The 10,177-nt window shown below is 69.3% G+C and carries 10 protein-coding genes; 9 read left to right on the top strand and 1 reads right to left on the bottom strand.

Going from position 1 to position 10,177, the window contains the following annotated elements; genetic code table 11:
• The first annotated feature begins 301 nt into the window (after positions 1–301).
• Together ffh and ftsH are read left to right on the top strand one after the other, a co-directional pair.
• A complete protein-coding gene (ffh, locus tag AB0N81_RS31050; RefSeq protein ID WP_365364135.1) occupies positions 302–1,855 on the top strand; it encodes a signal recognition particle protein in 1,554 nt (517 codons plus the stop codon).
• 166 nt (positions 1,856–2,021) lie between these two features.
• The gene (ftsH, locus tag AB0N81_RS31045) at positions 2,022–3,956 is read left to right on the top strand and encodes an ATP-dependent zinc metalloprotease FtsH (protein WP_365364133.1); all 1,935 of its coding nucleotides are present in this window, start codon (positions 2,022–2,024) and stop codon (positions 3,954–3,956) included.
• A gap of 62 nt (positions 3,957–4,018) precedes the next feature.
• Here ftsH and AB0N81_RS31040 read toward each other — a convergent pair whose 3' ends face one another.
• Positions 4,019–4,876, bottom strand: a complete 858-nt coding sequence (locus tag AB0N81_RS31040; RefSeq protein WP_365364131.1) for an SAM-dependent methyltransferase — start codon at positions 4,874–4,876, stop codon at positions 4,019–4,021.
• 216 nt (positions 4,877–5,092) lie between these two features.
• On the opposite strand from AB0N81_RS31040, the gene proS reads away from it, so the two are divergent.
• The 7 genes from proS (at position 5,093) to rplS (ending at position 10,165) form a co-directional block, all read left to right on the top strand.
• Entirely contained in the window at positions 5,093–6,508 is a 1,416-nt protein-coding gene (proS, locus tag AB0N81_RS31035; RefSeq protein WP_365364129.1) for a proline--tRNA ligase, read from the top strand.
• A 186-nt stretch (positions 6,509–6,694) separates the two neighbouring features.
• Positions 6,695–7,327, top strand: a complete 633-nt coding sequence (locus AB0N81_RS31030; protein WP_365364126.1) for a hypothetical protein — start codon at positions 6,695–6,697, stop codon at positions 7,325–7,327.
• Positions 7,328–7,517: 190 nt separating this feature from the next.
• Positions 7,518–7,967, top strand: coding sequence for a 30S ribosomal protein S16 (rpsP, locus tag AB0N81_RS31025; protein ID WP_365364123.1), 450 nt, complete (start codon positions 7,518–7,520; stop codon positions 7,965–7,967).
• 2 nt (positions 7,968–7,969) lie between these two features.
• Positions 7,970–8,209 (top strand): RNA-binding protein, encoded by a 240-nt coding sequence (locus AB0N81_RS31020; protein ID WP_014176063.1) that lies wholly within the window; start codon positions 7,970–7,972, stop codon positions 8,207–8,209.
• A gap of 92 nt (positions 8,210–8,301) precedes the next feature.
• Positions 8,302–8,862 (top strand): ribosome maturation factor RimM, encoded by a 561-nt coding sequence (rimM, locus tag AB0N81_RS31015; protein WP_365364119.1) that lies wholly within the window; start codon positions 8,302–8,304, stop codon positions 8,860–8,862.
• Entirely contained in the window at positions 8,862–9,683 is an 822-nt protein-coding gene (gene trmD, locus AB0N81_RS31010; RefSeq protein ID WP_365364117.1) for a tRNA (guanosine(37)-N1)-methyltransferase TrmD, read from the top strand. The genes rimM and trmD overlap by 1 nt, the downstream gene beginning before the upstream one ends.
• A 131-nt stretch (positions 9,684–9,814) precedes the next feature.
• Entirely contained in the window at positions 9,815–10,165 is a 351-nt protein-coding gene (gene rplS / locus AB0N81_RS31005) for a 50S ribosomal protein L19 (protein ID WP_055529866.1), read from the top strand.
• Positions 10,166–10,177: the final 12 nt, after the last annotated feature.

Here is a 10,177-nt window from a genome sequence, read left to right as displayed (position 1 = left end):
GGGATACATCCGCCGCGAAGCGGCGGGCTTGAGGCTCCTACCGCGGGGGGGCGTCGCGGGGAACACCCCACCCACCCGCCCCTACTCCCGCAGGACGTCGCGGGGCGAACGGGTGGGTGGGTGGGATGCATCCGCCGCGGAGCGGCGGGCTTGGGGCTCCTACCTCGGGGGGACGTCGCGGGGCAACGGACGGGGAGCGGGACGGGGAAGTCGCGTACCGGCGCCCCGGGGACCCGTGGTCGCCAGATACTCTGGAAGGCGACCTGTTCCCCTTTCCCCGACCCGAGGATTCGCGACCGCCGTGTTCGATACTCTCTCCGACCGCCTCGCAGCGACATTCAAGAACCTCCGGGGCAAGGGCCGCCTGTCCGAGGCGGACATCGACGCCACGGCGCGCGAGATCCGCATCGCCCTCCTCGAGGCGGACGTGGCCCTGCCCGTCGTCCGCGCCTTCATCAAGCAGGTCAAGGAGCGCGCGGCCGGTGCCGAGGTCTCCCAGGCCCTCAACCCCGCCCAGCAGGTCATCAAGATCGTCAATGAGGAGCTCATTGGCATTCTGGGTGGCGAGACGCGGCGCCTCCGGTTCGCCAAGACCGCGCCGACCGTCATCATGCTCGCGGGTCTGCAGGGTGCTGGTAAGACGACCCTCGCCGGAAAGCTCGGTCTCTGGCTGAAGGCCCAGGGCCACTCGCCGCTCCTCGTAGCGTGCGACCTGCAGCGCCCCAACGCCGTCAACCAGCTGAGCGTGGTCGCCGAGCGCGCGGGCGTCGGTGTGTACGCCCCGCAGCCGGGCAACGGCGTCGGTGACCCCGTGCAGGTCGCCAAGGACTCCATCGAGTTCGCGAGGACCAAGCAGTACGACGTCGTCATCGTCGACACCGCCGGCCGCCTCGGCATCGACCAGGAGCTCATGCAGCAGGCCGCCGACATCCGGGACGCGGTCAGCCCGGACGAGGTCCTCTTCGTCGTCGACGCCATGATCGGCCAGGACGCCGTCAACACGGCCGAGGCCTTCCGCGACGGCGTCGGCTTCGACGGCGTCGTGCTGTCGAAGCTCGACGGTGACGCCCGTGGTGGTGCCGCTCTGTCGATCGCGCAGGTCACCGGGCGCCAGATCATGTTCGCGTCGAACGGCGAGAAGCTGGACGACTTCGACGCGTTCCACCCGGACCGCATGGCGTCCCGCATCCTCGGCATGGGCGACATGCTCACGCTCATCGAGAAGGCCGAGCAGACCTTCTCGCAGCAAGAGGCCGAGAAGATGGCCTCGAAGCTGGCCTCCAAGAAGGGCCAGGACTTCACGCTCGACGACTTCCTGGCCCAGATGGAGCAGGTCAGGAAGATGGGCAGCATCAGCAAGCTGCTCGGGATGATGCCCGGCATGGGGCAGATCAAGGACCAGATCAACAATCTGGACGAGCGGGACGTCGACCGCACCGCCGCCATCATCAAGTCGATGACGCCCATGGAGCGTCAGGAGCCGACGATCATCAACGGCTCGCGCCGTGCCCGTATCGCCAAGGGCTCCGGCGTCGACGTCAGCGCCGTGAAGAACCTCGTCGAGCGGTTCTTCGAGGCGCGCAAGATGATGTCCCGCATGGCCCAGGGTGGCGGCATGCCGGGTATGCCCGGGATGCCGGGCATGGGTGGCGGCGCCGGCAAGCAGAAGAAGAAGCAGAAGCAGGCCAAGGGCAAGCGGCGCTCCGGTAACCCGATGAAGCGCAAGCAGGAGGAGCAGGAGGAGGCCGCCCGCCGCGAGGCCGCCGCTCAGTCCGGGGGCGCCCTCGGACTCCCGGGCGGCAAGGCCCCGCAGGACTTCGAGCTGCCGGACGAGTTCAAGAAGTTCATGGGCTGAGAGCGAAGAGCCCGCCCGCCTCGTCGCGGGCCGCTTCGCCTCTCGTACGAGTACGTCATGACCGGCGCCCCTCTGTGGAGGGGCGCCGGTCGCGTTCCGGCGCCCGGAGCGAGTGCTGGCGATCGGAACGAGTGCCGGGGGTTGATTTGTGACGTAACGTCCGGATATGAGCAACCCTGTGCCGCCGCGCCAGGCGTCCGACCCGCCATGGCGCTCCGAGGGCGCGCCGCCCCCCGACCCCACGCCCCCGCCGAAGAAGAAGATGCCCGGCGGCTGGGGCGGGCTGATCCTGACGGCTCTGATCGTCTACCTCATCGCCAACCTCGTGCTGTCCTTCTTCAACGAAGGCGACGAGCCGACGATCTCGTACACGGAGTTCAGCAAGCAGGTCGACTCCGGAAACGTCACCAAGATCTACTCCAAGGGCGACGCGATCCAGGGGCAGCTCAAGAAGGAGCAGTCGAAACCGGGCGGTGACAAGGGGAAGTACACCAAGTTCACGACCCAGCGACCGGCCTTCGCCGACGACAAGCTCTGGGACGACCTGACCGAGCACGACGTCACGGTCACCGCCGAGCCCGTCGTGCAGGAGCGCAGTTTCCTCTCGAATCTCCTCATCTCGCTCGCCCCGATGCTGCTGCTCGTTGTTCTGTGGATCTTCATCGCCCGGCGCATGAGTGCCGGGATGGGCGGCGGTGGCGGCATGCTCGGGCGCAAGACGCCGCCCAAGCCGGTCGAGCTGGAGCCGGGAGCGAAGCGGACCACGTTCGAGGACGTGGCGGGCATCGACGAGGTCGAGGGCGAGCTCAACGACGTCGTCGACTTCCTCAAGAACCCGGACGCCTACCGGGCGATGGGCGCCAAGATGCCGCGCGGCGTGCTGCTCGCGGGGCCGCCCGGCACCGGCAAGACGCTGCTCGCGCGCGCCGTCGCGGGCGAGGCGGGCGTGCCCTTCTTCTCGGCCTCCGCCTCGGGTTTCATCGAGATGATCGTGGGTGTGGGCGCCTCACGCGTACGGGAACTCTTCGCCGAGGCCCGCAAGGTCGCGCCGTCGATCATCTTCATCGACGAGATCGACACCATCGGACGCGCGCGCGGTGGTGGCGGCGCGATGGGCGGGCACGACGAACGCGAGCAGACGCTGAACCAGATCCTCACCGAGATGGATGGTTTTTCGGGTGCTGAGGGTGTGATCGTGCTCGCCGCCACCAACCGCGCCGACGTCCTCGACCCCGCTCTCACCAGGCCGGGGCGGTTCGACCGGGTCGTCAACGTCTCGCCCCCCGACCGGGGAGGCCGCGAGGCCATCCTCAAGATCCACACGAGGGCCATCCCGCTGGCCGACGACGTCGACCTCGCCCAGGTCGCCCGTACGACTCCGGGCATGACCGGCGCCGAACTGGCCAACCTCGCCAACGAAGCCGCCCTCATCGCCGTCAAGCGCCAGCAGAAGACCGTCACGCAGTCCGACCTCTCCGAAGCCATGGAGAAGGTGCAGCTCGGCGCCGAGCGGCCGCTGGTGATGCCGGAGGAGGAGCGCCGGCGTACGGCTTACCACGAGAGCGGACACGCCCTGCTCGGCATGCTCCAGCCCGGCGCCGACCCGGTCCGCAAGATCACGATCGTGCCGCGCGGGCGCGCGCTGGGCGTGACGCTCTCGACCCCGGACTCCGACAAGTACGCCTACACCGAGGAGTACCTCCGGGGCAGGATCATCGGTGCCCTAGGAGGCATGGCCGCCGAACACGTCGTCTACGGAGTCATCACCACCGGCGCCGAGAACGACCTGGAGCAGGTCACCAACATCGCTCGCGGCATGGTCGGCCGATGGGGCATGAGCGCGCGGGTGGGCCGCCTCTCGGCCCTGCCCAACGACGCACAGCAGGCATACGGGCTCGCGGCCGCCCCGCAGACCCTCGACACGATCGACGGCGAGATGCGGCGGATCGTGGACGAGTGCTACGAGAGCGCCTGCCGGCAACTGCGCGAGCACCGGGACCAACTGGACGCACTGGCCGCGGCCCTGCTGGAGAACGAGACGCTGGAGGAGGCGGCGGCGTACCGGATCGCGGGCATCACACGGATGACCAAGGACGGCTAGCACCCGGGCACACGCGCGTGTGCCCGGCATCGCCTCCAGCAACAGCACTACGGAACGGGTCGCTACGGGATACGCGCGATCAGGTACCGGAAGACGTTCGGCATCCACACCGTCCCGTCCCCGCGCCGATGCGCATGCAGTGCCTCCGTCAGCTCCTTGTCCACCTGCACCTGGTCCGTCGCCCGCACCGCCGCATCGAACAGGCCCGTCGAGAGCAGCCCACGTGCCGCGCTCTCCACGTCCGCGTACCCGAAGGGGCACGCCACCCGGCCCGATCCGTCCGGCTTGAGCCCCGCCCGGTGGGCGACCTCCTCCAGGTCGTCCCGGAGCGCGGGGCGCCAACTGCCCGTGCTGCGCAACGGTTCGGCGAGCTTCGTCGCCACCCTCAGCACGGAAGAGGTCGCGCAACGCTCCGGAGGGCCCCAGCCGACGAGCACCACCGGCGTGCCGCGCCCGGCGAGCGGTGCGGCCGACTCCAGGAGCCCGGACAGCCCTTCGGAGTCACCCGCCATGCAGCCGATCGGCTGGAAGGCGGTGACGAGGTTGTACGCGGGCAGATCCGGATCCGCCAGATCCGCGGGGCCGCCATCGGCGAGGCGGGGGCCGGTACGCGCGCGTGCCTCCTTCGCGTCCGGCAGGAGGCGTTCTCGCGCGAGAGCGAGGCGTTCGGGCTGCGACGGGTCGACGCCGGTGACCGCGGCGCCCCGTGAGGCCGCCATCAGCAGAGCCAGTCCGGAACCGCAGCCGAGGCCGAGGAGCCGGGTGGCGTCCGACACTTCGAGCCGTTCGTACACCGCTTCATAGAGCGGGACCAGCATTCGCTCCTGGATCTCCGCCCAGTCACGCGCGCGTGCACACAGGTCCACACGGGGTCCAGCGCCCGCGGGGGAGAGGTGCGACTGCACGAGTGTTGGTGTCATCGAATGCGCCCCAATCAGCCGAGAGTAAGTGCCGTGCCGTAATCCAACGGTTCGTCCGCCCCCGTGCAGTGCGCTCGCACTCCCCCCGTATGCCAGAGAACTCCGCATCCGTCGTTGAGTCCAGAGGTTGTGGGCCAATGCTTGCGTTCCACCGCCGTGCGCCCCCGGACGATAAAGACACGCATCCTCAGGAGGCTCGCCCCTACCATGCGCGCCATGGCCAAAACACCTGTGCTCACACCCCGGGCGGACGACTTTCCGCGCTGGTACCAGGACCTGATCAACAAGGCCGAACTGGCCGACAACGGCCCGGTGCGCGGCACCATGGTGATCCGACCGTACGGCTACGGCCTGTGGGAGCGGATGCAGCAGGACATGGACGCCCGCATCAAGGCGACGGGCACCCAGAACGCCTACTTCCCCCTCCTCATCCCGCAGTCGTACCTGACCAGGGAGGCGGAGCACGTCGAAGGCTTCGCTCCGGAGCTCGCGGTCGTCACGCACGGGGGCGGCAAGGAACTGGAGGAGCCTGTCGTCATCCGCCCCACCTCGGAGACGATCGTCAACGAGTACTTCTCCAAGTGGATGCAGAGCTACCGCGACCTCCCGCTGCTGATCAACCAGTGGGCGAACGTCGTCCGCTGGGAGATGCGTCCGCGCCTGTTCCTGCGTACGTCGGAGTTCCTCTGGCAGGAGGGCCACACGGCCCACGCGACGTACGAAGAAGCCCGAGACTTCGCCGCCCACATCCACCGCCACGTCTACGGAGACTTCATGCGCGACGTCCTCGCCATGGACTTCGTGCTCGGCCGCAAGACCGCCAAGGAGCGCTTCGCCGGCGCCATCAACACCCTCACCCTCGAAGGCATGATGGGCGACGGCAAAGCCCTCCAGCTCGGCACCAGCCATGAGCTCGGGCAGAACTTCGCCAAGGCCTTCCACACCCGGTACCTGTCCAGGGACGGCAATCAGGAGCTGGTCTGGCAGACCTCCTGGGGCAGCACGACACGGATGATCGGCGCCCTGGTGATGATGCACGGCGACGACAACGGCCTGCGCGTGCCGCCCCGCCTCGCCCCCGTCCAGGCCGTCGTCCTCGCCATCAAGGGCGACGACGCCGTGCTCGTCAAGGTCCACGAGATCGGCGAGACCCTGAAGGCCGCGGGCGTACGCGTCCAGGTCGACGACCGCACGGACACCCCCTTCGGAAGGCGCGCAGTCGACTGGGAGCTCAAGGGCGTGCCGGTCCGCGTCGAGATCGGCCCGCGCGACCTGGACAACGGCACCGCGATGCTGGCCCGCCGCATCAGGGGAGGCAAGGAGCCGGTCGTGATCGACGCCCTCGCCGCCCTGCTGCCCACCATCCTCGAGGAGGACCAGGCGTTGCTCCTGACGCAGGCCCGTGAGCGCCGCGAGTCCCGCACCTCGGACGTCCGCACGGTCGACGAGGCCGTGGAGGCCACCGCCGCGGGTGGCTGGGCCCGCGTCCCGTGGGCCGCGCTCGGCGAGGAAGGCGAGGCCAGGCTGGCCGAGCACTCCGTGACCGTACGGTGTCTGGTCGCCGAGGACGGGGCGGTGCCGGACGCCGACGAGACCCCGGGTAACGTCGCTCTTGTGGCCCGCGCCTACTGAGGAGCGCGACTCCGTTCAAGGAGCGCCCCGGCGCGCGGAGTTGGTCTACGCGCTGGGGCGTACGCGCCACTACGTACCGGCTTGATGCGAGCTGTGAGGCTTCTCCGCAGATCAGCGCACCCGCCCTCGTCCGGACGCATCAATGGCAACTGACGGGTACGTGCAAATTATTTGGGATGCCCCGTAATGGAACCCCCGGGGCACCCGGCTCGTTGTCACGACGTGAGCACGACACCACCTGTTCTCGCCGCAGAGCTGGCACAGGCGTGGGCCGACATTCAGCGGCACCACCCCGAGCTGCCCGACCTTGCCGCGCCCGAATCCCTGATCGGAGAGTCGTCGTCCGCCTGCGGCGCCGAGCTCTCCTTCGAGCGACTGCTTCACGAGGCAGTCCATGGCATCGCCGCCTCGCGCGGCGTACGCGACACCTCACGCGCCGGCCGCTATCACAACCGCAGATTCCTCTCGATCGCCGAGGAGCTGGGTCTGGACCACCCCGAGGAACCGCATCCCAGCAGCGGCTTCTCACTGGTCACGCTCAACCCCGAGGCCAAGAAGCGCTACCGCCCGACGATCGACCGGCTGCAGCGTGCCGTGAAGGCGCACAGCGCGGCGACGACGGCGGACACCGCACGCAGTTTCCGGGGCCCGGCCGCCCGGCACGGCTCCTCCGGAGGCGGCGTGCGCGTGAAGGCCGTCTGCGACTGCGGGCGCAACGTCCGCGTCGTGCCCTCCGTGCTCGCCCAGGCGCCGATCATGTGCGGTGGCTGCGGCAAGCCCTTCCGGATTCCGGATGTGGTCGGCGTGGGCGTGGGCTGAGCAGGAGCGGGGCGCCCGGTCCGGGTTCGGGCGCCCCAAAGACGTATGGCACAATGGCTAGCTGTACTCGACAGTCGCATAGGACCCCTCTCTCCTCCGGCTGACGCGTCCATCGGGCACTCGAGTACCGCAACCCCACGCGGCATCACTGTTGTGCCCACCCACGTCAAGACCAGGAGACACCACTCCCGTGGCAGTCAAGATCAAGCTGAAGCGTCTGGGCAAGATCCGTTCGCCTCACTACCGCATCGTCGTCGCCGACTCCCGTACCCGCCGTGACGGCCGGGCCATCGAGGAGATCGGCCTGTACCACCCGGTGCAGAACCCGTCGCGCATCGAGGTCGACTCGGAGCGCGCCCAGTACTGGCTGTCCGTCGGCGCCCAGCCGACCGAGCCGGTCATGGCCATCCTGAAGCTCACCGGCGACTGGCAGAAGCACAAGGGCCTGCCCGCCCCGGCGCCGCTGAAGGTCGCCGAGCCCAAGGACAAGCGCGCTGCGTTCGAGGCCTTCACCAAGGGTCTCGAGGGCGACGACGCCAAGGGCGAGGCCATCACCCAGAAGGCGAAGAAGTCGGACAAGAAGGCTGACGAGGCCGAGACGTCCTCGTCGGCGTCCGCCGCTGAGTCCACCGAGGCCTGAGCATGCTCGAGGAGGCTCTCGAGCACCTCGTGAAGGGCATCGTCGACAACCCCGACGACGTGCAGGTGGCCTCGCGCAACCTGCGCCGCGGGCGCGTCCTCGAGGTGCGGGTTCACCCCGATGACCTCGGCAAGGTGATCGGCCGCAACGGCCGCACCGCACGCGCTCTGCGCACGGTCGTGGGCGCCATCGGCGGCCGCGGTGTCCGCGTCGACCTCGTCGACGTGGACCAGGTTCGCTGAACCGGGTTCGTAGAACCACAGCAGCACCGGCTCGGGCCGGGGAGGGCTTCAGGGCCTTCCCCGGCCCGTAGTCGTGGATGAGGAGAAACGCAGTGCAGTTGGTAGTCGCCCGCATCGGCCGTGCGCACGGCATCAAGGGTGAGGTCACCGTCGAGGTCCGCACCGACGAGCCGGAGCTGCGGCTCGGCCCCGGCGCCGTCCTCGCCACGGACCCCGCCGCCACCGGCCCGCTGACCATCGAGACCGGCCGGGTGCACAGCGGCCGCCTCCTGCTGCGCTTCGAGGGCGTGCGCGACCGCACGGGCGCCGAGGCCCTGCGCAACACCCTCCTGATCGCCGAGATCGACCCGGAGGAGCTTCCGGAGGACCCCGACGAGTACTACGACCACCAGCTGATGGACCTCGACGTGGTCACCGCGGACGGCACCGAGATCGGCCGGATCACGGAGATCTCGCACCTGCCCTCGCAGGACCTGTTCATCGTGGAGCGCCCCGACGGCAGCGAGGTCATGATCCCCTTCGTCGAGGAGATCGTCACCGAGATCGACCTCGAGGAGCAGCGGGCGGTCATCGACCCGCCCCCCGGGCTCGTCGACGACCGTGCCGAGATCGCCTCCATGCGGGACGAGGCGGCTTCGGAGGGCAAGGCGTAATGCGGCTCGACGTCGTCACGATCTTCCCCGAGTACCTGGAACCGCTGAACGTCTCCCTCGTGGGCAAGGCACGCGCGCGTGGGCAGCTCGACGTTCAGGTGCACGACCTCAGGGAGTGGACGTACGACCGGCACAACACGGTCGACGACACCCCCTACGGCGGCGGCCCCGGCATGGTCATGAAGACCGACCCCTGGGGCGCGGCCCTCGACGACGTACTCGCCGACGGGTACGAGGCAGGGGCCCACGGGCCCGTCCTGGTCGTCCCCACGCCCAGCGGCCGCCCCTTCACCCAGGAACTCGCCGTGGAGCTCTCCGAGCGCCCCTGGCTGGTCTTCACGCCCGCGCGCTACGAAGGCATCGACCGCCGCGTCACGGACGAGTACGCGACCCGCATGCCGGTCTACGAAGTCTCCATCGGCGACTACGTCCTCGCGGGCGGGGAAGCCGCCGTCCTGGTCGTCACCGAGGCGGTGGCCCGGCTCCTGCCCGGAGTCCTGGGCAACGCCGAGTCCCACCAGGACGACTCCTTCGCCCCCGGCGCCATGGCCAACCTCCTGGAGGGCCCGGTGTACACCAAGCCTCCCCAGTGGCGCGGGCACGGCATCCCCGACGTCCTGCTCAGCGGCCACCACGGCAAGATCGCGCGCTGGCGGCGGGACGAGGCGATCCGGCGCACCACCCGCAACAGGCCAGATCTCATTGAGCGTTGTGACCCCGGGGCCTTCGACAAGAAGGACCGGGAGATGCTCTCGATCCTGGGGTGGCGGCCGGGGCCCGACGGCCGATTTGGGCGAGACCCCGAGGCCGTGGAAGAATAGAACGCTGCTGTACGTCCAGCGTGCGCCCCTGCCACAGGGGGAAAGACGCCCGCCCGACGCGATCAGCTACCGAAAACTCATCTCCACGTTCCGCTGATGACCTGTGGCATCAGCGAAGAAAGCAGACGATCATGGCTAACCTGCTCGACTCCGTCGACAGCGCGTCGCTGCGCAGCGACATCCCGGCCTTCCGCCCGGGTGACACCGTCAACGTCCACGTCCGCGTCATCGAGGGCAACCGCTCCCGTGTGCAGCAGTTCAAGGGCGTAGTCATCCGTCGCCAGGGTGCCGGCGTGCGCGAGACCTTCACGGTCCGCAAGGTCTCCTTCTCCGTCGGCGTCGAGCGCACCTTCCCGGTGCACACCCCGATCGTCGAGAAGATCGAGCTCGTCACCCGCGGTGACGTGCGTCGCGCGAAGCTGTACTACCTCCGTGACCTGCGCGGCAAGGCCGCGAAGATCAAGGAGAAGCGCGACAGCTGAGCTCCCGCGCGG

The sequence above is a fragment of the Streptomyces sp. NPDC093510 genome (assembly GCF_040683555.1).
Lineage (GTDB): Bacteria > Actinomycetota > Actinomycetes > Streptomycetales > Streptomycetaceae > Streptomyces.
The sequence above is the reverse complement of the archived record's forward strand: the minus strand, read 5'-3'. Positions and strand labels throughout refer to the sequence as shown.